Source organism: Varibaculum sp. C0165D1 (assembly GCF_056590355.1).
Genome location: NZ_JBWPVY010000005.1, coordinates 1 through 21,580, shown reverse-complemented (window position 1 = coordinate 21,580; position 21,580 = coordinate 1). Strand labels below are relative to the sequence as shown.

The window sequence follows — 21,580 nt, the reverse complement described above, 5'->3', positions numbered from 1 at the left end:
CGACGCCACTGGCAACAAAGTTTTTTTTAGATTAATATGGAAATATGACTACAGTTTTACTTGTTGAAGATGATCCGGCAATTTCGGAGCCCCTAGCGCGGGCGCTAGGACGGGAAGGATATGAGGTACGTGCCCACGGTACAGGAAGGGGCGCTCTCAGTGATTTCGCCGGGGCCGACTTGGTGGTTCTAGATCTCGGTCTGCCCGATATTGATGGTCTAGACGTGGCACGGGAGATTCGCTCCCAAGGGTCATCGCTACCGATCCTGGTACTTACCGCTCGTACTGATGAGGTCGATATGGTGGTAGGTCTGGACGCTGGCGCTGACGACTACGTAACTAAGCCCTTCCGCTTGGCGGAGTTGCTGGCCCGGGTGCGTGCGCTTTTGCGCCGGGCGGGCAGCGAATTCCAAGAGGACACCCTGGAGGTGCAGGACATAAAGATTGATGTTTCTGCTCACCGGGCCTTCCAGGATGGGCGGGAGCTGCAATTGACTGCTAAAGAGTTCGATCTGCTGCGTATCTTGGTAAAAGAGGCCGGTAACGTGGTTCCGCGCCAGGTAATTATGCAGGAAGTATGGGGCTCAGATCCGGCAGGTTCTACCAAGACTCTGGATATGCACATTTCCTGGTTGCGCCGCAAGCTAGGTGACGACGCCGCCTACCCCTACTACATTTCTACAGTGCGGGGAATGGGTTTCCGTTTCGAGACTGAACGAAAGTAGCCAGCGATGCGCCGGCGTGCGCTGTTAATGGTTTTTCAGTCAGTGCTGGTTTCACTGACTCTGTTGGGCCTGCCGCTGGCGATTCTGGCGCCCTCCTATGTGTGGCAGTCTGCGCAAAGCGCCCAAGATAACCAGGTCGCAACCTTGTCGCGTTATCTCGACCAGATCGGGGTGCATGACTTAGACCGGATGCGCCAATCGGTATCGCAGTGGCGGCGCGTGAATACCCCGGAAGCTGAAATTAGTATTGACCAGCGGGAAAAGCGTATTTTTGATGCTGGTTCCGTGAACACTGAATGGCAGCTGTATTCTCATGCCCGCAGCGCCGGGGGCCTGTATGTTTCTATCCGTTCCTCCGCGGTGCCGGTAATTTGGTCAGCGGTGGGCGCAGTGGGCGCAGTGCTAATTTGCGGGGCAGTGGCCTTGGGGGCGGGTACGGCCTTTGCATTCCATGGTTCCCGCCGCCTGGCGGCGCCCCTAATCTATCTGTCTGCTCAAGCTGAGCAGGTGGGGTCCGGGGCAGTCCAAGCCCGCATTGAACCCACCGGAATTGAAGAAATTGATCTGGTCAGCGAGGAACTTTCTCGCTCAGGGGAACGGATAGTTGGCCGGATCGCCAAGGAACGTCAGTTTGCCTCGGATGTCACTCACCAGTTGCGCACCCCCTTGACGGCCCTTTCGATGCGGATTGAAGAAATCGAGTATTTAAGCGATGACCAGGAAGTACGCAGCGAGGCGGAAGCCTGTCTGGAACAGGTAGAACGAATCACGCAAGTGGTAGAAGATTTGAAGAAACGCGCTGCGCAGACCAGCCACGGCAATACCCAAGCGGTGAAAATGGAAGAGATTTTCCGGCAGCAAAAGGCTGAATGGACGGCCCAGTTTGCAGCGGTAGGTCGGAAAATTGTATTTAACAACCAGGTGACCGACCGTTTGCCGCTGGCCACCCCCTCTTCGCTTTCGCAGGCTATCGCGACTTTGGTTGAAAATTCCTTAAAGTATGGTGCCGGTACGGTCACGGTTTCTACTCGCAAAGGGACTTCTTCCCGCTCGATTTTCGTAGAAGTTACTGACGAGGGCGAGGGCGTGAGTAAAGAGATAGCTCCCGATATTTTCCGGCGGGGGGTCTCCGGTCATGGTTCCAGTGGGATCGGTCTGGCACTAGCGAAAGACCTAATAGAAGCGGATGGAGGGCGTATTGAGCTCACCAGTCGCCATCCGGTAGTGTTCACGATTTCGCTTTCAGCGGTCTCTGAATCTATGTCTCCGGACCGTCTCTTGCCGCAAGGTGGTTTAGTGGTAGTAGGTCGCCGCCACGGGCGCCAGTAGGACTACTAGCAAAGTAGCTAGTAGACGGGGTGCAATTAATATTAGGGACGGTTTCCGGGGAAAAAGGCCGGAAAACTTGAGAACTGAAAACTGGCGTCTAGTGTTCGCTTAGGTTCAAGTAATCGGGACTGTCCGCAGTGGCGGTCAGGGGCATAGGCAGTACCACCTGCTCATCGGGACGGGCTGCCAGCTGCGTGCGGATATAGTCTTTAACTGCTTTGCGAGTATGAACATGACGCCGAGCTTTTTCGGACATGAACCAGCGGTGTTCGAGAACTTCGTGGAATATCTGTGCCGGCTCTAGTTTTGAGCGCAGCTCAGCGGGAATCGCGCTGATGGTGGGCAGATAGACCCGATCCATCCAGGTATTCGCCACCTGCCGCAGGGGAGTTTTATCCAGTTTCTTGCGCCGTTGGTAGGTCAAAATATCGGTGTAGATACGTTTTGCCTGTTCTTCTTGGACTTCCAGACCAGTTAGATCTTTTACCAGGCGCTGAAAATGCCCGGCCTCTACTACTCGCGGGGCGAAATGTAAGAAATCCCCGTCCTCGTCGGACTCGATCTCTACTTGGCCGATATCGAAACCGAGCTGTCCCAATCTGTCCGCGCGCGCCCCTACTCGCCAAATCTCGTCGGCGGGGATCCGCTCGGATCCGGTTAAATCTTTCCAGAGGGCGTGGTAGCGTTCTTCCAGGTAGTCGCCGACTATCGTCGGATCGAAGTCTTCGTCGACCAGGCCACCGGCCTGCAAATCCATAAGTTCCCCAATGATATTCATGGCGCCTAGGGACACATCGTATTCGCGGGAACGATCCGAAATGTTGTCGTAGAAACGCCCGGTTTCCGCGTCTACTAGGTAGGCGGCGTAGGTGCCGGCGTCGCGACGGAAAAGAGTGTTAGAGAGGGAAACATCTCCCCAGTAAAAGCCGGATAAATGCAGGCGCACCAGCAGGGCAACTAGGGAGTCAAGGACGCGGTCGAGGTTGCCTTTAGATAGGTGCTTTGACAAAAGCACCCGGTAGGGCAGGGAATACTGCAGGTGGTGGGTGACTAGAGCGGCGGGTAGTTCTTCGCCGTTTTTATCTAAACGTCCCGCGACTACTGCAGCCACCGACACAGTCGGAAGCTCTTTGCTTTCCAGCTGGCGCAGCATATGGTACTCATGTAGCGCATCGCGTTCAGAAATCTCCTTAACCGCGAAAATCGCGCCCCCAGCCTTAATGAAGCGCACTACGTGGCGGGAAATACCTCGCGGCAGAGCGGCCAATAGCTCATTTGGCCATTCTTCCAGAGGTAGTGACCAGGGTAGGGAGGGCACCAGGGAATAGAATGAGGAGGTTCCCGAGATGGTTACCCGAATTTTTTGTTTACCTGGCACTATTCCTCCTTTTGGTTATTGCTAGAACAATTTTGTCATAGGTGGTTGGGTATGGGCGAATGCATTTAGTTAAAATCGGTGAAAGAGAGTCGCTCAACAGTTAGGGAGACAGTGGTCGGGCAAGAAATCGGCGGATACAAGGTACTTAAGGCCTTGGGCGCGGGAGGAATGGCTTCGGTCTACCAAGCCGAAGCCCCCGACGGCCGCCAAGTGGCGCTCAAATTTTTACACCCTCAGATCGCTGGCGACCCTAATGCCCGCAAACGTCTGCAGCGAGAAGCCGACGCGATTAACCGAGTTAGCTCCTCGGGAGTAGCGAAAGTTTTCGAGGTAAATACTCAGGGGCAAACCCCGTATGTGGCCATGGAGCTGATTAAAGGGGTAACTATCGCCCAGGACGTGAGCGAGCATGGAACCTGGGACCTTCCCGATTTGATTGACCTGGCGCAATGGTTGGCACGGATTTTACGGGAACTCCATAGCGCCGGAGTAGTACATCGGGACGTGAAACCCGCCAATATCATGATCTCCAAGCAAGGTCCGGTCTTGATTGATTTCGGAATCTCCCAAACCCCCGGGGCGGAGCGTTTAACTGCAACTGGGCTGGTTACGGGAACTCCGGGATATATTTCTCCGCAACTCATCCAGGGTGAGGACGCGCGGGCGCGCGACGACTGGTGGGCTTGGCTGTGTGTGTTGCTCTATTGCATCAGTGGCCGTCCGCCTTTTGGTTCTGGTCCCATCGAAGTAGTTTTAGGACGCATAAACACCGGTAAAGCTGAATTATCCGAATTGCCGGAACCGTTGCAAGAAGTTTTTTCCGCCGGTTTCCAGGTAGATCCGGAGCGGCGAGCAACTCCCGATCAGCTAATCGCGGCTTTTGAGGCGGTTAATGAGGGGAAGGATCCCGCTGATTACTTGCCGGAAGATTCTTACCCGACGGATGATCCTGGTTTTGCGAGGGCAGGGGCCTCAGGTTTGGGCACAGCGAATGTTGGTGCAGCCTCTCTGGGGCCGCCTCCTCCTAGTTTTCCGCCTGCTTCTCAACACCGAGGGGAAGCAGATCCCAGTTCCGGGCCCTCAGCTTCAGGTCAAGCTACTCGGCTTTATCCTCCGCCTCCTCCCGCAAATGCCAGTGCGGCCGGTTATCAGGTGGCGCCCGCAGGCAACTATGCACGTAACTATGCTGGTGGCGGCGTAGATCAGAGGGTGCAGTCGCGCCCACCTGGCTATGGTGCAGTTGCCGGGAGCGTTCCTGCGGGCGGGGTGCCTGCGCAGTGGGAGCCGCGCTATATCCCCAATAAGTTACCTAACGCCTGGTTGTCTTGTTTGGCGTTGATGTTGTCCTTATCCCTGTTTGCGGAAGTTTTTGCACTAAAAAGCAATTTTTACGCGCCGCGAGCAGTATCCCTGGGTACGGTAGTTTTGACTGCGTTAGTGGCACTTTGCGGTCTGTTTGGGGCGTTTAGGGCGCGCATGCGAGATGCGCAACTGGCGTCGGGAATGGTGACTCCCCCCAGTGCGGCGCTAAAAGCCCAACCGTTTTGGGCGCCGATAAATGGAGCAATTGCGGTGACCATACTGGTGGGGGTGGGTGTTTTTCTGATAGGACGCTTTGGCTACACTCCGCTAATGCAGCTGGCATATCAGGTTTTACCGGAGGGGTTGCGCGAACAGCAGGCGGTTTATCGGGTGCTGCTCTACCTGGCGTATTCGCTGTTTGGGACGATAGTGGCTTTCTTTTCTCGTTCCTTCAGAGTGGGGTTTGGTTCTATGGCGCGCCTGATTGGGGGAGCGGGAGCTCGTCTATTTTGGGGGGTGGCGGCTCTGATAATCAGTATTGGCGTCGAATATATGGTGGTAAATGGTCTCTGGTAGGCGGCGTCACTCAGAATCGCGGTGCTAAAAGCCCGGATAGGGTGGGAGTGAGGTGCGTCCTCGTTTATGCTTGAAACAGAAAAACTGGAAAGTCGCAGGAAAGTAGTAGCGAAAAAGTAATGGCACAGAAAAAAGGCAAGTTTCAGACCGGAAAAATTAAGACCTCCTCTCAAGCCGCGCAAAAGCGGCAAGAAAAGGTTTGGAAGCAGGTAGAAGCACAGCGCGAAGCGGCGCGGCGCAAGCAAACCGGAAAACGGGTAGTGATTGCGATAGTTGCGGTGCTAGTGGTGGCCGCGGTGGCTCTTGCCGGATACCTGGTTGCGCAGAGCGGAAATGATAAAGCGCAGGGAAATACGGGCGCGGTGCTTTCCGGTCAGCGCCCGGAAAAAGTTGCTGCTCTTTCTGGTCAGCAGGCCGTCGATGCGGCGCAGGGCATCTTAATTGGACAAAAAGGCGTATATAAGGCTACCTCGGGGGTGCCCACTATTGAGATGTGGTTTTCCTATGGTTGCCCGGCCTGCTTGAACCTAGAGCATCAGTTGGGGGATAAGATCCTGGCTTTTGCTAAAGATGGTAAAGCCAATCTGGTGCTGCATCCAGTGGTTACTCACGCACTGCCGTGGACGATCATTGCCGGGAATGCTTCTATGGCAGTGGCTGCGGGGCAGCCAGAGAAAACGCTGGCCTTCCATCAAGCGTTGATTGATGCCGGATATGGGGTGATGTTTGCCAAGGGTGAGGACGCTGGTTGGAAGGACCAGGGTAACTCTACGATTCTGGCTGATCCGGCTAAGTCGCTAGAAAAAATTAAGGAAGTTGCCAAGAAGGTTGGGGTTAAAGACGAAATTATTAGCTCCTTCAAGGCAGAGCCGAAATCGGCACTGCTGGAGAAGTGGCAAAAGCAGTGGGCAGATGCTGCTGGTAAGCAAACCCAACAGGTAGGCACCCCGATGTTTGCCTCCAATGGGAAGTTAGTTGAGAATCCGATTAACCAGGACGGAACTTTTAACGAGGACCTGCTACTCGGTAAGAAATAGCTCTGGGGGACTGGTCGCTAGGCGGGGACCTGTTCTCGGCAAGGTTGGGGTCGGGGTCAGCCAACAGTAGTTGGTGAGAACTGCTTTTCAGCTGCTCAAGAAAAGCATGAGAACCGGGGTGTAACTAGCTGCGGTTTTGTTCATTTACTAAAGCCGTGACAAACTAAAGGGCGTCTTCATTTTCGAGGACGCGAGGCGAGGGCTACGGGTACTTGATACCTACCCGATGCGCAGGTTTCGTAAGGGTTGCGGACGCTTCGCGCGCGGCGCGCCCTCTGTACGCATTGCGTACCCGCCGACTTAGCTCAGTTGGTAGAGCAGCTGTCTTGTAAACAGCAGGTCATCGGTTCGAGTCCGATAGTCGGCTCCACGGATATGCTATTTGGGTTGTCGCGCAGCAAGTATCCGGCAGGTCATTCGCACTGATTCCCGCAGCGATGACTGAGCCTTTTCGAGAGCCTCGGTTAGGCTCCCTACTTCGCGCACTGTCGGGACGATGGCGGCAAAGCCGTTTTCGTGTAGTGACTCTGCATTGTGTCCTAAATTGCCGGTGAACGCGATAGTAGGGATGTTATGTTTGCGGGCAGTGAGCATAACTCCCCAGGGGGTTTTACCAAATTTCGTTTGGAAATCCATGGCGCCTTCTCCAGTAAAAACGAAGTCTGCCCCGGTAAGGTGTTTTTCTAGGTTGACAGCATTTATTACCACGTTGACCCCGCTTTGTGGTTTTGCGCCTAACAATGCCATCAAAGCTGCCCCTAAACCGCCTGCAGCTCCTGCGCCGGGAGTTTGACTGACGGGACGTCCACTGGTTTCATCCAAAAGATTTCCCCATTGCGCTAAAGCTGCATCGAATAGGGCGATTTCTTCGGGCTGTACCCCCTTTTGGGGGCCGAAAACTGCGGTGGCACCTCGCTTGCCGGTGAGCGGGTTATCTACATCGCATGCAAGGGTGACCGCTATTTCCTGCCAACGTGTACTGACGTTGCTGATATCTAGGCTGGCAGCATCAGCTAAGGCTAGTGGGTATCTGTCGATGAGGTTACCGGAGGTATTTTTAGCAACTGCTCCCAGCTCATGCGCCATTCCCCAGCCGCCATCGTTAGTAGCAGAGCCGCCTAAACCAACAATCAGGTTAGTGGGGGAAAGCTCAAGTATCTGATTGAGTAGCTGCCCTACGCCCGCACTAGTGGCTTGATGAGGATCTAGCTCTTCTAAAGCTAAATGTTCGATGCCGGCGGCTTCAGCGATTTCGAGGACTGCTAGCTTTTTCGCGGCAATCCATCCAAAGTGTGCGGTCCTAGGGCGCCCTAATGCGTCGGCTACTTGAGCTGTACGCATTTCACCGCCGAGCGCATCAACTAAAGATCGGGTGGTGCCCTCCCCGCCGTCAGCCATGGGGATCTCGATACATTCAGCATCGGGGAAAACGTCGCGGATGCCGTCACTCATGGTAGCGGCGACCGTGGCGGCGCTCATGGTTCCCTTGAACGAGTCTGGAGCAAGGACAAATTTCATTACTTCTCCGATCTTTATCGCTGGCGGGGTAGTCGATTGCTGCGGCTAGCCGACCTGCGAATATTAGTAGCTTAGCTGTTTGCCGGTGATGGTTAGGTATTACGATCGCCAGCTTTGGGGAATTGCTTTGTGGTTACTGGCGTTACCGGGTGAAGCATCCCGGTTTCCGCCCTCGGGAAGGGGGCAAAACTGTTGCACCCCAAGCCAGCTGGTACTACACTTGTAATACACTGCGGGGAGGAGAGATGATGGGGACGATTAGTTTACGGGTTCCAGATAAAGAGCTGGATTTATATAAGGATTACGCGCGGATTCATAACCGGAGTTTATCGGCGGTTATTCGCGCAACCATGATGGAACGCATTGAGGACGAATACGATCTGGAGACGATCGCGCGTTATGAAAAGCAGAAGGTCGCCGGTGAGGCGGAGCTGTACTCCCACGATGATGTATGGGCGGAATTGGGGGTATGAAGCGCTATTCGCTCTACTACACGAAAGAATCCAAGAAAGCCCTGAAAAAACTGGATAAGCCGGTTTTGGTGATGATAAAAGCGTGGGTAGAAAAGAACCTAGTCAATACCGCTGAGCCGAGAAAGTATGGGAAACCATTAAAGGGCAAATTCTCTGGTTACTGGCGTTACCGGGTGGGAAACTATCGGCTCATTGCGGAAATTCGGGACCGCGAACTGATTATTGTTCTGGTTGACCTGGGGCATCGTAAAGACGTTTACCGTTAAGAAGTTATGCTCGGGGCTGCAGCTATCCGGGGAGTAGGTAGCTAGGGGAGGGCGAGAGGAACGTGAGTATGAAAAATCCGGTGTATCCCGGGGCGGTAATCCGGGAGGATTTCTTGAAGGAACTGGGTGTTTCGGTGAGTGACGCCAGTCGTAAGTTGGGGGTGTCTCGAGTTACCCTTTCGCGGGTTCTGAATGGGAAAGCGGCGTTAACCCCAAACCTGGCTTTGCGCCTGGAGCTTGCGGGAATCGGTAATGCTGGTTTATGGCTGGCTATGCAGACCGCCTATGAGCTGGCTCAGGCTCGTAGTAAGGAGACTCCCAGGGTGGAGCCGCTCGTCACCCTTTAGCTTTTAAGGGACTCACTTACTGATGGGTGTTATCTGATGAAGTTCGGCGGAAAGCCTTAACAGAGACTAGAAACGGTGGTCGTGTTTGCCTTTGGGGAATATAGGGTTGATCTTTTTCGTTCCGGGGTTTAGGGCTATTGCGTGGCGAGGGTCATTTTGAGTCCCAGGGCTTTCATGATTTTCGTGATTGTCGCGAAGGAGGGGTTGCCCTCTTTGGATAATGATTTGTAGAGGGATTCGCGGTTGAGCTGAGTTTCTTTAGCGAGCTGAGTCATGCCGTGTGCGCGGGCGATGTCGCGTAGAACCACTTGCACCGTTTTGGTGTCACCATCTTCGAGGGCGATAGCTAGATAGTCATTTATCGCTTCATCAGTGTCAAGGTATTTGCTCGCGTCAAACGCAGAAAAAGTCACTTTGTTCATGATCGTTCCTTCCTTATCTGTTTTGCGAGTTCTTGAGCAGTTTTAATATCTCTGGTTTGGCTAGATTTATCCCCTCCAGCAAAGCGCCATAACAAGCTGCTGGAAGTATTTTCCACACCCTTATTGTAGCTTAAAAGCTACATTGGTCAATAGGTGCTTTTCATTTTGCCTCGATAGCGCAGGATACGACGCGATCTAACCTCAGAACGTGTTTTATGGGATGTTGTGCAAGTTGGACTTTTTCGGACACTGCTGCAGGGGAGATCCCTCGTGCAGGTTCTTACCCGAGGTGTCGTAGAGAAACCTATCGTTAATCGAATTACTCCCCAATAGGGAACCAGGTCTCTAGCGGTAAATGCGGCTTCTGTGTCCGATTTCGATTGCGATCACGACCAGTTCCTGATCTTTAATGTCGCAAAGTATGCGATAGTTACCTACGTGGTAACGCCATTATCTAGATAGGTTAGCGCTCAAGTCTCTACTTCCCCAGCCAAGCCAGCACGGCAGCTACCGCAGCTTCTGTGCCGGTGGCTAGCGTGGGTTGCATGATGGGCGCGAACTTGGGGTTGTGGTTGGGGTATTTGGGATCCTCCTCGCGAAATCCTCCTAAGCCCCAATAGCAATAGGGGATCCCGAACGCATCCGGGATAGTACTGAAATCTTCCGAGGCTGGAACTTCCCCGCAGTCACCTACGCGCTCAGATCCGAAATGCGCAATAAATGCCTCAGTCACCGTTTTGGTGGTTTCCGCATCGTTATTGGTCAGGGGATAGGAATCGTAGAGCTCAAACTCGGCAGGCTCGGGGCTTCCGGCTGCATCGCATTCGGCCTTCACCATCCGTTTAATTGCCGCTAAGAGGTGCTCGCGCACCTGCATATCGTAGGCGCGGATGTTGACCTGCAAGGTGGCGCGTTCGGGAATGATGTTCGACTTGGAACCGGCTTGCAGTGAACCTACGGTTACTACCGCCATCTTGAAAGGGTCAATTTCTCGGGACACAATAGTTTGCAACCGTAGCACGATCGCCGAGGCAAGTACTACCGGGTCAACCCCCATATGGGGCATAGATCCATGCGAGCCTTTACCATGCACCGTGATTTTTAAGGAGGCACCGGTAGAGAGGATGGCGCCCACATGGGTGCCAACTGAACCGGTAGGCATAGGGCCGGTAAGAACGTGCTGTCCAAAAGCCACATCGGGGCGCGGGATTTTCTCCACTAGCCCATCGGCAACCATTGATTTTGCGCCCTCAGCGGTTTCTTCACCAGGTTGGAAAAGCGCAATATGAGTCCCGCTCCAGCTCTGCCGGTTCTCTGCCAGTACCCGGGCTGCCCCCAGACCAGCAATAATATGTACATCGTGTCCGCAGGCGTGCATCGCGGGGACTTCGTTCCCGTCCTGATCGCGCCGGGTGATAGTGGAGGCGTATTCCAGCCCGGTTTCTTCCTTTACCGGCAGTCCGTCGATATCGGCGCGGAAAAGTGTGGTTTTACCACTGCCGTTTTGCAGTACCCCGACTACGCCGCCACCGATTCTTTGAGTTTCATAACCAAAATCTTGCAGCTGTTGATAAATAAAATCGCAAGTCTCGGTTTCAGCCATAGAAAGCTCGGGGTGCTGATGCAGCCACTTGTAGGTTTCCTCTTGCCAGGAACCTAGCTTTTGTACGGCCTGCCCAATATCGAAATCACTCATCTTAAACTCCTCCCAATTTTTCTTAACTCTATTTTGCTCCCGCTGCAAGAGCGCCCTCCCGGTTGGGGGAAAGGGGTGGCAATTTAACTGATTTCGCTATCTATGGACGGTGATTTTGTTCCTGGAGGGTGTTTTTGTCGTTGGAGTGTAGAAATGTCCTGGGAGAGTGCATTCATCGTTGGAGGGTGGTCTTGTCTGAGGAGGGTGATTTGGTTTGGGGAATTGGGAATAGGCGAGGTGAGGGGTGACGTTTTTACCCTCCCGGTACAAAATCGCCCTCCCGCGCGAATTTATAAGGGTTTTTCGGGTGCTTTATCCATTTGTGGAGGACGAAGGAATGGTTTCGCCTGCTGTAGAACCGCAACGCAAGTACTGTAAAACCGCAACGCAAGTACTGTAAAACCGCAACGCAAGTACTGTAAAACCGCAATGAAACTCTTGCAGAACCGCAATAAAACACCCTCTAAACCTCAATGACGTGCTAAAATCATTTTATGATTACCGATATGATTCCGAGACACGCAAGAGTGCTGGCTGAAGAAATTTTAAGTGACACTCCAGTGCTGACGGTGTCGGGTGCGCGCCAAGTGGGCAAGAGCACCCTAGTAACGCAACTGCTGCAAAATCGGGGTCATCGCCTACTCAACTTAGATAACGCTGCAACCTTTCAGGCGGCACAGACAGATCCTGACGGTTTTGTGCGCCAGTTCCCGGAAGGAATCGTGGCAATCGATGAAATCCAACGAGTACCGGCACTTTTTCGTGCAATCAAGGCAGCAGTCGATGAAAATCGTCGCCCCGGACGGTTCGTCATCACTGGTTCTTCGAACTTGATGAACTTGAAAGACGCGGAGGAATCGTTAGCGGGACGTGCGGAAACTCTGCGTTTACGTGGTTTTAGCAGGGGGGAACGCGCGGGATTTAAAGAAGATTTTGCGGCAAATGCCTGGAATCCTCACCCCCAACTAGCAGAGTCCAACTTCGAACGCGGTGACTATCTGCGCCTGATTACCGCATCCTCCTTCCCCGAAATTGCCGAGGCTACCCCTCGCCGGCGTGACCGTTGGGTTCAGGCGTACGTGGAACGGGTGTTGACCAAGGACGCTACCGAACTGTACGGGATTCAGCATCCAGACCGACTGCGCCTCTTGCTGGGAAGAATCGCCTCTCTAGGATCCTCAGAATTTGTAGCCGCGCACGCCGGCAGAGAACTGAACATTCCAGAGCGCAGCGTTCCCGGGTATCTCAATGCCTTAAAGGACGTGTTTTTGGTAGATGTTTTACCCGCTTGGGGCACTAATCTAACCAGGCGAGTGATTTCGAAGCCAAAAGTTTTCCTGCAGGATCCTGCCATGGCTGCCAGCCTGGTAGGTGTGGATTCCGAGTCCTTAGAGATGCGGATCTCCAGTTCTTTTACCGGCGGGCTACTTGAATCTTTCGTCGCAACCGAACTTTTGAAACAACAAGAGTGGTCAGCAGTGTCCTTCAAGTTGTTTCACTTCCGTGACTCCACCGGTAAAGAGGTCGATCTGGTTATGGAGTCAAGGAATCGCGAGGTAGTAGGGGTAGAGGTCAAGGCGGCAGTCAGTCTGCAGGGCAAAGATTTCTCCGGATTGCGTCACCTACAAAAGTTAGCTGGCGACAAGTTCCGATGTGGAATCCTACTTTATGCCGGAAAAGAATCCCTACCGATGGGATCGGGTCTTTGGGCAATGCCTATCTCTACGCTTTGGAGTGTCTAGCCGCTTGTGGAGGGTGATTTTGTCTTTGGAGGGTGATTCGGTCGCTGGAGGGTGGTTTGGTTTGGGAAATTAGGAACGCTTGGGGACACAGGTGACATTTTCACCCTCCCGGTACAAAATCGCCCTCCCGCGCGAGTTAAGAGGGGAGCGCTTTCGGGAGGGTACGTTTCGGGGGAGGTCGCTCCAGGAAACTTGAGGTTAGGGCGGTGAAGTAAAAAACCGATAATTCGCTATTTTTTAGCAACAAAAAGCAATGGGAAAATAAAAATTATTTCTGTATTTCTAAAGGTAGAGGGTATATAGTAGGGTAGTATATGAGAGATTTATTAGTGTAGCTTAACTGTTTTGACCAGGGGAAATAGCTGCATTAGCCAGGGAGAAATAATTATGGAATCGGGATCCACTCGCGCAATGGGGCAAAAAAGGAAATATCGTGCCTTAAAACTATTGCTTCCCTTGTTAGCGTTTGCGCTGTTGCTAGGGTTCGGGCCGCAAGCCGGGGTGAGCTATGCCCAGCCAGGCGAGGAATCTACACTCGCTCCTGCGCAGACCACTAGCACCCCTGCCGACCCGGCTTCATCGGGCTCTGCCGGCGCCCCCGCGCCCTCGACAGGGGAAAGCGCCACTCCCGCAAACCCGAAACCGCAACCAAGTCCCGCGAAAGAACCGGGCGTGCCTGCTCCGGATCCAGCAGACGGCACTTTCGACCTCACCAAGTTCCTAACTGATGATGCGACGCTGTCCTACGGTGGCGCCGAACTTAAGAAAGATAAGGAAGGGAAATATAAAGTCCACCCGGATACTCCCTACCAGCTAAAACTGGGTTTCGAAGAGGAACCGGGTGATGCAGGGCAAATACCTTGCGCTAAAGAACTCGTCTTCGCTTTACCTGCCGCGCTGCAGGCTTTCCCCACCCAAAAGCCGCTAGAGTTTACTATCGACGCTCAAGGTGAAACCGTTGCGGGAAATACCTTTTGGGTAACTAAAGACAATAAAATCCATATAAAGTTAGCTGATAATAAGAAACTAAAAGAGTCCCAACAGGCAAAGTTCTTTGTCACCTTGGATGTAAAGTTCGCGAAAGACGCCTCCAAGATTGATCTGAACAATGACGTCCACATGGACGTGCTGATTTCTAACGATCCCGATCTGTCGATTACCAAGAGTGCGCGCCATGATTTTGCTGCCGGGAAAGTGTTCTACACCCTGACGGTTAACTCTATAAACACTAACGAAAATGTGGTGATTTCTGACCAGATCCAAGGTGACGACACCGCGCTTCACCTGGATAAAGATCCCAAAGCATTCAAGATCAAGTCCTCGAATAAGCAAGCCCCCAAACCTGGCGTGCCGCAGTTTGGCAAAAATGGGTTTACGGTGACCATTCCGAAGATGACGCACGGGGAGCGGGTCACGGTCGAATACTCCGCCAGCGTTGATTACTCCAAGATTAACCCGGACGAGGCTGGCACCAAGGCTCAAACCGAGAATAAAGCCAATGTGGTATCTGACCAGATTCCCGCACCTAAAGAGACCACCAATGACCTGGAGCATAAGTTAAAGATTGGCACTATCACCAAGGGTGCCGGTAGCCCGAAAGAAACGGCTCCTAAGTCGGGAATCTACGAGCAGCCGTGGACGCTGAACGTTAATAAATACTCGAAGCTGAAGGTGGCAGGTAATAAAGTTAAAGACTCCATCCCCGAAGAGTTCCAAAAGATGATGAAGTACTCGGGAGACGGCATTACGCTCGTGGTCAACAAGGGTAAAAAGGACGCGAAGGGCAACTCTATCGAGAAAACCCGCGAGATTAAATGGGCAGACGTTGGCATCACCGATTTGGATACACAGTTCGAGTGGTCGTACGTGTTGCCCGGTACTGATACTGACCCAGAAAATTCCAGCTACGAAATCACCTATACCACCCAGGTAGATGTAACCAAGCAGATTGTGCCGACTTCGGTGAAGAATGGTGCTTCCAGCCGGACTCCTAGCAATCCCAATGGCCCGGAGGAAGTAGTGGCTCCCACCGTCGGCCTCAATCCTCCCCATATCTTTAACGTTGAAAAGAAAGCTTTTTCCGCCAATCCAGAAAAGGTCACTTGGGAGGTGGCCGTCAATGTAGTGCCGCAAGGCTATGATTCCCTAGTATTGACGGATACTCTGCCGGCGGCCAAGAGTGGCGATACACCTTTCCAGGACAAGTTTATTCCTGAAAACCCTGAACATCCTGAAAAAGATATCACGGTTGAAGGCTTGCTCGAGGGCGAAAGCTGGACGTTCGCGAAAGATCTAAAGAACCCCGACAGCGGATTCACCATTGAGTTTTTCAAGAATAAAGAACATACAGAAAAAGGACTTCTGGAAAACACCAAAACAGATAAAGATGGCAAGCCTATCGAGCGCACGGTAAAACTTACCTTTACCACTACCAATGACCAGGCATGGGTGGATGCTTACCGCGCCGGTGACGAGAGCCTCTACCGGCACGTAAACAAGGTGACGGCTACCGCCAATAAAATTGACCGTACCGCCTCGGCAGCGGCTACCCCGGATCCGGAGGGGATCCACAAAACCTTCAACGGCATTAAATTCAAGGAAATCGGTGGGGTTGACTACCCGGTGTTCAACTACCGGCTACGCCTCGAAGGACTTGATCAGTACAAAGAGAAATCTTTCCAGATCACTGACAAGTTCGATGCCAAGTTGTTAAAGCTGGCTGACGACCCGGCGCCCAATGTTTCAGGCGCAGAGGACCTAACGATCGCTCAGCAAGATGGTGTGATTACTTTCGAGATGCAGACTGATAAGTTGCCGAAGGATTCGGAAGGCAAAAAGCAATCCGTCTATTACCTGGATTACTCGCTAATTCCGGTTAGTCGGGCAGCGCTAGATGCCATCAATAAGAACCCGGAAAGCTTAAAGGTCAGCAACACCGCTACTTGGGGACCGGTGACTACCAAAGCTGTGGATGCCGAATACAAGTATGCCCCGCTCACCAAAGAGCTAACTGACAAGCCTACTTTGAGTAACAACTATGTGGCATCCTTTACGGTCACCATTAACCCCGGTGGCCTAGATATTGCTAATGGGGCGCCGACTGCGAACTTCAAAGACCAGATGACAAATCTACGTCTGCAGCCGGAAACCTTGAAGATGACCCCCGCCGATTTTGAGTATCGTCCGGTGTATAAGGACGGGGTGCTCACTATGCAGGTGCCCAACAAGCAGAAAGTATTGGTCACCTATAAAGCCAAAGTAATCGGCAAAGACCTGGTTAACTACGGTAACGAAGTCGAGGTCGGGAAGGAACAGTCCAAGGTCGAAGCTTCCGTGGCAGTGCGTATGGGCGGGGGCGGTAGCGCCCCCAACCCCGGAATCACCATTCACAAACATGATTCCCGTGACTTGACCACTCAGCTGGAAGGCGCCGAGTTTGAGCTCTACCAGATCGTTGAGGGGGAGCCGCAGCCGGTAGTCGGTAAGCTCAACGAAAATCAGGAAAAAGCAGAGCCCCTGCGGTTTACTACCGATAAGAACGGGGAAGTCACCATTAGGGGGGATCAGGAAAATCTCAAATGGTCACTGCTGGTTAGCGACGAGAAAAACCAGTACGAGTATCAGCTGAAAGAAGTGAAGTCTCCCAAGGGCTACAAGCTGCTAGAAGAGCCGCTGACCTTCACAATTTGGAAGAATCCTGCGGATGAAACCCAGCAGTACGACGGTGCCTATCTGTATGTGGCCAACGAGCCGGAACCGGGTACTGATATTCCAGGTAAACCGGGTAAACCCGGCAATCCGGATGGTGCGCAGAAGCAGCTAGGAAAGACTGGCGCGCAAGTTAGCGTGGCGCTAGGTGCCATGCTGGCGTGCCTCGCCGGAGGATACCTAATCCTACGTCGCCGCGAACAGCGGTAATACTTCCCATAGACACGGGGCGCTAAAAGCGCTCCGCAGTCTCTGCTTTGCGCGGGGAATATATTTTTCCTCCCGCCCAAGAATTCGGAAAACGTTTCGGCGTTTTCCGAATTCTTATGCCCACCGCGCCCACTCGGATAAAATATATCCCCCGCGCAGGTCTGTCTCGCATCTTTTACCGATCCGTGTCCTGTTTAGCCTGCTAACACCTCTATCTGCGCACTTTGCAATATGTTTATGCAGTGTCGTAAATGCGAAAAACACGTGGTAACCAGGTTCTCCCATTCCTTTGTCCTTGAAGCCCTATTAGTTTTAGATTGTGCTCTACAAATATCCGAAGTTCTGGATTGTTGATGCGAAGTCTGTCTACTCGGATAAAACCTATCCCTCTCGCACACTTGTGTGCTGAGCGTAAAAGATGCGAGAGACACGCAGGTAGTCACTACTTTCCGAATCGGAAACCTACCTATTTAACCCGCAACTGTAACTCCCTTTCCCCGCTCTCGCGCGGAAACGGGGTCCCCCGAGCGCTTTTACGCTCAGCACAGGATCGAGCATGGAAACGGGTATAAAAGTACTCAGTACCCGGATTTTTGTAGGGGTGGGATTTTTCGCAGGAGCAGGGCGAATACCACTACCAGGGCAATCAGGGCGGCGGTGAGGGCGACTAAACCTGACCAACCCCAGTGATACCAGGCGATCCCTCCTACAGTGCCGAAACAGGAGCCTCCCAGGTAATAAGAAATGGAATAGGCGGAGGCGGCTTGCCCGGCAGCACCCACTCCCGCCACGGCGCGGGCAGTTACCCAGCCGGAGGCGGTGGCATGGACGGCGAAGAACCCGATAGCAAAGATTATCAGCGCGGGAATCACGATCCACAGGGTTTCAAAAATGGTGAGTACCAGGCCGATTAAAGTCAGCAGCGCCGCCAAGGGCATTACTCGCCGCCTGCCGTAGCGGGCAACTAGGTTGCCGCTCACCGAGGCGGCCAGAGAACCGAAGGCGTTGACTAGGAAGAATCCGGAAACTATCCAAGCGGGGAACAGGTAGGGGGCGGCGCTGAAACGATAGGGAACCATATTGAAAACCGCCTGGTAGGCTCCCAGAGTCAAGGCACCAGTCAGGAATAGCAGCGCCAATCCTGGCTCACTCAACACCGCTTTGGTGTGGGCGATCAAAGTTTTTAACCCCGGGGGAGACTTCTGGAAGTTCTCTTGGGGAGGCAACATCCGCCAGACTAACAGCGAGAATAAGACTCCGGCCACGCCAATCACGGTTAACACCCAATGCCAGGGCAGGAAATGGGAGATAACCCCGCTGAGGATACGCCCGAAGAGACCGCCCAGGCCGGTGCCAGCGATATAAACCCCAGCTGCCCGGGGTAAATCCTTGGCGCACACTTCCTCGGCCAGGTAGGCGGTCGCAACTGCGGGCAGACCGGCAGCCGCTAGACCTTGTAGGAAACGTCCGGCGAGTAACAGATGCCAGGTAGGGACAAAGCCGAGGATCATGCCCACCAGGGAGGTTACCAAAATTGAGGTGAGCATGATTGGCCTGCGCCCCAGCCGTTCGGAGGAGGGGCCGACCAAGAATAAAGCAAGCGCTAAGCCTCCGGTGGTTAGGGAAACCGTTAGGGACGCAGCCGAAGGATCTAGGTGAAAATGCTCCGAGATTTCGGGCAGTAACACTTGGGTTTCGTACATTTGCGCGAAACTGACGAACGCGGCAATAAATAGCGCGAGTTCGATGCGCCGATATTCGGGGTCTCCCCGGGAGTAGCCACCGCTATCGCTTCTTTCCGCAGCCATAGCGGCAGTCTACGCCTGTAGGGCTTTTGATCCGTAAATCACTGCCAGAATCTGAACAGTTTTAGCCGTTTTGCATCCGGCGGCGCACCAGCACCACTCCGGCAGCGAGCGCCAAGATCCCCAGGGCTAGAGCCGCGCTAATTCCAGAGCCGGTAGGAGGCAGCGGGGGAGTCTTCTTTGGCGGAGGAGGAGTATCTCCCGGTGGCGGAGGCGACGTGGTGGTGGGCGGAGGAACCGTACAGGTATTGGTAACCGTGAATCCCTTGCTGGCGTCACCACTTACTTCGCTGCGGTACCCTTTGATTTCTACCTCGGAGACGGTGTATTTCGCGAGTTTACCGTCAATATACTTCGGCAGACCGGTGAACTTTCCTTTCCAAGAGTTCGCGGCGTTCAGGGTAAGTTTCTTATCGGTTGCTTTCCCGTTTGCTAGCAGCTGCACCTCGATCTGGGCGGCTGCCGGGCAAGTACCATCCGGGTTTGCCCATTTCTTGGATACCTCGACCGCGGAGATCATCTTGTTGACAACCGAGATGTTGTAGGTCTTGGTTCCCTCGTCTTTGGACTCTCCGGTTACGGCTATCTGGTAGCCATCTAGCTGTTTGCCGTTCCCGTCATGTTCTCTGAAAGTGATCGGCAGTTTCTTGTCGGTCTTCGCGTCTTTCAGGGTGTCGGGATCGGGGAAGTCTTCGAGCACGGCAGTCCAGTTGTTTTCTTTGCTCAGTTCCACCTGGTCTACCTGGAACCCGCCGACTAGCACGTCCAAGGTTATCTTGGTAGGACGCTGCTCCGGGTCATCGCCTTCCCATGCCTTCTTAACCTGAAGCTTCCATCTGTCGGACTCGCCGAAAAACAAATCGCCGTTATTGGCTATTCCCCCGCCACTGATGCCTGTACCAGTAGCAGTATTGTTTTCGATAATTACTCGGGCGAGTTTTTCAGCGAGTTTCTTTGAGTCTTCACTGGGCAGCGACTTGTATGCCTTATTTTCGTTAATTTCCTGGTCGTACGGGATACGAGTGTTTTCGCCGCCCTCTTTATATCGAGGAAGCTGCTTGTCTGGCGCCCAGTTGGAGTGGTAGCTGTAGATAGATCCATCCTGATACCAGAGGCGCTGCCCTCCTCCTAGCATCCGGGGGCTAATAGAAACCGGTCGTCCACCATCGAAATCTTTCTCGTATATATGCTTGGTGATACTGACAAAATCGTCACCGGCTCCCTTTAAAGTGTTATTCACTCTATTTGGTGCGGTATTGCCAAACAGAGCTACTCCCTTAGTAATATGGAGGGTAGTGTGACCAGTATCGCAGTTCCAGACCCCACCACCCTGCTGGCTGATGGGATGGTTCCCGGCGCCGATTAAAAATGCATCTTTAATCGTGTTATTCCTGATTAAGGCATTATTGATGGTGAGGTGGGAGCCCTTGTCATTATAAATGGCACCGCCACCCCAAAAACCTTTGGATTTGTTTTCCGAGAAATGGGCGGCCTTAATTATCGCTTCCGCTTTACCGCCAAAAGCGATAGCGCCTCCGGATGTACCCGCAGTATTCCCGGTAAAGGATCCGCCATTGATGGTTATGTTGCCTCCAGTGGCGTAGATAGCTCCCCCTCTCTCAGCTGTCTTATTGTTGCTGAAGGTTCCGCCATCAATGGTCAAGGTGCTAGCCGCGGTACTGATGGCACCGCCGTAATCATTCCAGTTGTCATGGATGTTGCCTTTAGCTATTTCTACGTTGGTCTGATCAGCATGAACCGCACCACCAAATCCGTAATATTTAGGATTCTCAACTCGGTTTTGGGAGATTTCACCGCCCTGGATATTTAAAGCGGCGGGTTTGTCCCCACTGCCCATAATTAGCAATGCTCCCCCTAACTGGGAACCGGTGTTCTCTTTAATAGTGCCGCCAGATAGAGTCACCGTTCCGTTATAAACGGTAATAGGTGCGAACCTTTTAGGGTTGACACCTGTGGGAGTGACTGTGGTAGCCAAATGCCAGAAGGGAGCCGTGTTCTTAGAGAAGTCAGCGGTGCCGCTCATGGTGAAGTTGCCGCCATTAACGAAAATCACCGGACCGGCAGGGTCGGAATCGTGGATGGAGCCGGCGCTAAAATTTAAGTCTCCGTTTACCGTGAACTGCGTTTTGGTGAAGTTGGGACCCTCCAGGTTCAGTTTCCCGCCCGATTTCACTTCCACTGCCGTCTTGTTAATCCCGGTAACTGTGCCTGCTCCTTTAAGAGTGAGCTCTGCGCCCTGGGGAACTACCAGCGGTTGTGACTGCTCACCCACGGTGAGGTTGCCAGTGACCGTCAGGTCGTGTTGTCCGGAAGCGGCTTTGGCCACCAAATCGTCCCAGGTGGTCACGCCCTCGGCTGCTGCCGGATTGGTTGACCCCAGCGCCACAATTACCGCGAGGGTCGCTAGAGTGGCTAGGAACTGAAAAACGGAGGAAACTTTTTTCTTTATTAGCACATTTTCATTTTATGTTAACGGGGGGGGGGTAGTGCAATGGTAATGGATGTGCGGCGGATTCTAGGGGTGGTTGCAACGGTTGATGGTTTTAGGCAAGCAGTTTGAGGATCCGCTCGCTGGGTTTATCGTATTCTAGCGTCTTGCGTGGTCGATCGTTTAGCTCTTCTGCGACTGCGTCAAGATATTCTTCTGGGTACTGGGATAGGTCGGTAGCTTTTGGGAAGTACTGTCGTAGTAAACCATTGGTGTTCTCGTTTGTGCCTCGTTGCCAAGGAGAATGCGGATCGCAGAAGAAAACATCCATATCCAGCGAGGTAGAGATTTTCTTGTGCAGCGCCATTTCAGATCCCTGATCCCAGGTAAGGGAGTTACGTAGTAGTTTTGGAAGTCCTTGCATCTTTTCCACGATCGCTTCTTGAACGCTGCCGGCATCATGGTGACTTGGAAGATACAGCAAAATCGTGAACCGGGTTGTACGCTCTACCAACGTGCCAATCGCGGACTTATTGCCGGCACCGCATATCAAATCCCCTTCCCAGTGTCCTGGGACGATCCGCTCATCCACCTGTG

General features: G+C 53.2%; 16 protein-coding genes, 1 tRNA gene and 1 pseudogene. 10 read left to right on the top strand and 8 right to left on the bottom strand.

From position 1 onward, the window contains the following. Positions 1-44 precede the first annotated feature (44 nt). Together AC1EKS_RS07690 and AC1EKS_RS07685 are read left to right on the top strand one after the other, a co-directional pair. Positions 45-725, top strand: a complete 681-nt coding sequence (locus tag AC1EKS_RS07690) for a response regulator transcription factor (protein WP_481009478.1) — start codon at positions 45-47, stop codon at positions 723-725. A 27-nt stretch (positions 726-752) separates the two neighbouring features. Further along, the gene (locus tag AC1EKS_RS07685) at positions 753-2,054 is read left to right on the top strand and encodes a sensor histidine kinase (RefSeq protein WP_481009477.1); all 1,302 of its coding nucleotides are present in this window, start codon (positions 753-755) and stop codon (positions 2,052-2,054) included. Positions 2,055-2,151: 97 nt separating this feature from the next. Here the strand turns inward: AC1EKS_RS07685 and AC1EKS_RS07680 are convergent, their stop codons facing one another. After that, positions 2,152-3,432: a DUF4032 domain-containing protein gene (locus tag AC1EKS_RS07680; protein WP_481009476.1), complete on the bottom strand. Its 1,281-nt coding sequence runs from the start codon at positions 3,430-3,432 to the stop codon at positions 2,152-2,154. Between the two features lie 78 nt (positions 3,433-3,510). Here AC1EKS_RS07680 and AC1EKS_RS07675 point away from each other — a divergent pair, with 78 nt between their 5' ends. From AC1EKS_RS07675 to AC1EKS_RS07665, 3 genes are all read left to right on the top strand, one after another. Further along, the gene (locus AC1EKS_RS07675; RefSeq protein WP_481010354.1) at positions 3,511-5,310 is read left to right on the top strand and encodes a serine/threonine-protein kinase; all 1,800 of its coding nucleotides are present in this window, start codon (positions 3,511-3,513) and stop codon (positions 5,308-5,310) included. A 119-nt stretch (positions 5,311-5,429) separates the two neighbouring features. Next, on the top strand, positions 5,430-6,347 hold the full coding sequence (locus AC1EKS_RS07670) for a DsbA family protein (protein ID WP_481009892.1): 918 nt from the start codon (positions 5,430-5,432) through the stop codon (positions 6,345-6,347). Between the two features lie 294 nt (positions 6,348-6,641). Continuing rightward, positions 6,642-6,717, top strand: a tRNA-Thr gene (locus tag AC1EKS_RS07665). A gap of 8 nt (positions 6,718-6,725) precedes the next feature. On the opposite strand, the gene AC1EKS_RS07660 is transcribed toward AC1EKS_RS07665, so the two are convergent. Next, positions 6,726-7,865, bottom strand: coding sequence for a glycerate kinase (locus AC1EKS_RS07660; protein ID WP_481009859.1), 1,140 nt, complete (start codon positions 7,863-7,865; stop codon positions 6,726-6,728). A 248-nt stretch (positions 7,866-8,113) separates the two neighbouring features. Here AC1EKS_RS07660 and relB point away from each other — a divergent pair, with 248 nt between their 5' ends. The 3 genes from relB (at position 8,114) to AC1EKS_RS07645 (ending at position 8,951) form a co-directional block, all read left to right on the top strand. Continuing rightward, on the top strand, positions 8,114-8,338 hold the full coding sequence (relB, locus tag AC1EKS_RS07655) for a type II toxin-antitoxin system RelB family antitoxin (RefSeq protein ID WP_481009858.1): 225 nt from the start codon (positions 8,114-8,116) through the stop codon (positions 8,336-8,338). Further along, positions 8,335-8,604 (top strand): type II toxin-antitoxin system RelE family toxin, encoded by a 270-nt coding sequence (locus AC1EKS_RS07650; RefSeq protein WP_481009857.1) that lies wholly within the window; start codon positions 8,335-8,337, stop codon positions 8,602-8,604. The genes relB and AC1EKS_RS07650 overlap by 4 nt, the downstream gene beginning before the upstream one ends. Positions 8,605-8,672: 68 nt before the next feature. Continuing rightward, positions 8,673-8,951, top strand: a complete 279-nt coding sequence (locus tag AC1EKS_RS07645) for a HigA family addiction module antitoxin (protein ID WP_481009856.1) — start codon at positions 8,673-8,675, stop codon at positions 8,949-8,951. Positions 8,952-9,085: 134 nt separating this feature from the next. Here the strand turns inward: AC1EKS_RS07645 and AC1EKS_RS07640 are convergent, their stop codons facing one another. From AC1EKS_RS07640 to AC1EKS_RS07630, 3 genes and pseudogenes are all read right to left on the bottom strand, one after another. Next, positions 9,086-9,373: an addiction module antidote protein gene (locus AC1EKS_RS07640; protein ID WP_481009855.1), complete on the bottom strand. Its 288-nt coding sequence runs from the start codon at positions 9,371-9,373 to the stop codon at positions 9,086-9,088. Between the two features lie 345 nt (positions 9,374-9,718). Further along, a pseudogene (locus tag AC1EKS_RS07635) lies at positions 9,719-9,811 on the bottom strand (type II toxin-antitoxin system RelE family toxin); the annotation flags it as partial. 40 nt (positions 9,812-9,851) lie between these two features. Then, complete coding sequence (locus AC1EKS_RS07630) at positions 9,852-11,069, bottom strand: amidohydrolase (protein ID WP_481010352.1); 1,218 nt, start codon at positions 11,067-11,069, stop codon at positions 9,852-9,854. Between the two features lie 494 nt (positions 11,070-11,563). Between AC1EKS_RS07630 and AC1EKS_RS07625 the strand changes: the two genes are divergently transcribed. Together AC1EKS_RS07625 and AC1EKS_RS07620 are read left to right on the top strand one after the other, a co-directional pair. Beyond that, positions 11,564-12,811, top strand: coding sequence for an ATP-binding protein (locus AC1EKS_RS07625; RefSeq protein WP_481009849.1), 1,248 nt, complete (start codon positions 11,564-11,566; stop codon positions 12,809-12,811). A 387-nt stretch (positions 12,812-13,198) separates the two neighbouring features. Continuing rightward, the gene (locus tag AC1EKS_RS07620; protein ID WP_481009848.1) at positions 13,199-16,729 is read left to right on the top strand and encodes a SpaA isopeptide-forming pilin-related protein; all 3,531 of its coding nucleotides are present in this window, start codon (positions 13,199-13,201) and stop codon (positions 16,727-16,729) included. Between the two features lie 578 nt (positions 16,730-17,307). Here AC1EKS_RS07620 and AC1EKS_RS07615 read toward each other — a convergent pair. From AC1EKS_RS07615 to AC1EKS_RS07605, 3 genes are all read right to left on the bottom strand, one after another. Beyond that, a complete protein-coding gene (locus AC1EKS_RS07615; RefSeq protein ID WP_481010350.1) occupies positions 17,308-18,537 on the bottom strand; it encodes an MFS transporter in 1,230 nt (409 codons plus the stop codon). Positions 18,538-18,598: 61 nt separating this feature from the next. Continuing rightward, the gene (locus AC1EKS_RS07610; protein WP_481009871.1) at positions 18,599-21,010 is read right to left on the bottom strand and encodes a Cna B-type domain-containing protein; all 2,412 of its coding nucleotides are present in this window, start codon (positions 21,008-21,010) and stop codon (positions 18,599-18,601) included. A gap of 88 nt (positions 21,011-21,098) precedes the next feature. Next, positions 21,099-21,580: IS30 family transposase (locus AC1EKS_RS07605; RefSeq protein ID WP_481010348.1), on the bottom strand; the 482-nt coding region annotated here is incomplete at its 5' end.

What these genes read in the sequence shown, in the direction of transcription:
- AC1EKS_RS07690 (WP_481009478.1), top strand. Translation starts at nt 45, where the DNA reads ATGACTACAGTTTTACTTGTTGAAGATGATCCGGCAATTTCGGAGCCC.
- AC1EKS_RS07685 (WP_481009477.1), top strand. Translation starts at nt 753, where the DNA reads ATGGTTTTTCAGTCAGTGCTGGTTTCACTGACTCTGTTGGGCCTGCCG.
- AC1EKS_RS07670 (WP_481009892.1), top strand. Translation starts at nt 5,430, where the DNA reads ATGGCACAGAAAAAAGGCAAGTTTCAGACCGGAAAAATTAAGACCTCC.
- AC1EKS_RS07660 (WP_481009859.1), bottom strand. Translation starts at nt 7,865, where the DNA reads ATGAAATTTGTCCTTGCTCCAGACTCGTTCAAGGGAACCATGAGCGCC.
- relB (WP_481009858.1), top strand. Translation starts at nt 8,114, where the DNA reads ATGGGGACGATTAGTTTACGGGTTCCAGATAAAGAGCTGGATTTATAT.
- AC1EKS_RS07650 (WP_481009857.1), top strand. Translation starts at nt 8,335, where the DNA reads ATGAAGCGCTATTCGCTCTACTACACGAAAGAATCCAAGAAAGCCCTG.
- AC1EKS_RS07645 (WP_481009856.1), top strand. Translation starts at nt 8,673, where the DNA reads ATGAAAAATCCGGTGTATCCCGGGGCGGTAATCCGGGAGGATTTCTTG.
- AC1EKS_RS07640 (WP_481009855.1), bottom strand. Translation starts at nt 9,373, where the DNA reads ATGAACAAAGTGACTTTTTCTGCGTTTGACGCGAGCAAATACCTTGAC.
- AC1EKS_RS07630 (WP_481010352.1), bottom strand. Translation starts at nt 11,069, where the DNA reads ATGAGTGATTTCGATATTGGGCAGGCCGTACAAAAGCTAGGTTCCTGG.
- AC1EKS_RS07625 (WP_481009849.1), top strand. Translation starts at nt 11,564, where the DNA reads ATGATTACCGATATGATTCCGAGACACGCAAGAGTGCTGGCTGAAGAA.
- AC1EKS_RS07620 (WP_481009848.1), top strand. Translation starts at nt 13,199, where the DNA reads ATGGAATCGGGATCCACTCGCGCAATGGGGCAAAAAAGGAAATATCGT.
- AC1EKS_RS07615 (WP_481010350.1), bottom strand. Translation starts at nt 18,537, where the DNA reads ATGGCTGCGGAAAGAAGCGATAGCGGTGGCTACTCCCGGGGAGACCCC.